Annotated in this window: 1 protein-coding gene; it reads left to right on the top strand. The window is 46.2% G+C overall.

Features of this window, described 5'->3' with window-relative positions:
• Nucleotides 1–253, top strand: a 253-nt coding sequence (locus tag KVT36_RS31865; RefSeq protein ID WP_217607458.1) for a hypothetical protein, incomplete at both ends; no start/stop codon positions are given.

Below are 253 nucleotides of genomic sequence, written 5' to 3'. Positions count from 1 at the left end.
CCTTCGTGACCACAATCGACATTATCTTCGTCATCTCTGCCATCACAATATATTCACCGCCACAAAAAGACCTTCATCTGATCCATGAACAGTTACCATACCAACAAATGCTTCATTCTCAACATCTCCAATCACGGATGCACTTGGAAGCGGCTGTCGAGCCGGATGATAGCATGGCCAATCTCCTAGATGAACCCGAAAATTCTGGCCCAAGATCGGATCTTCCAGAAATCGTGGGAGTAGGGTACATCAT

This window comes from Chitinophaga sp. GbtcB8 (assembly GCF_019091455.1).
Lineage (GTDB): Bacteria > Bacteroidota > Bacteroidia > Chitinophagales > Chitinophagaceae > Chitinophaga.
Note: the sequence above shows the minus strand (reverse complement) of the source record. Positions and strands in the feature narration are given on the sequence as shown.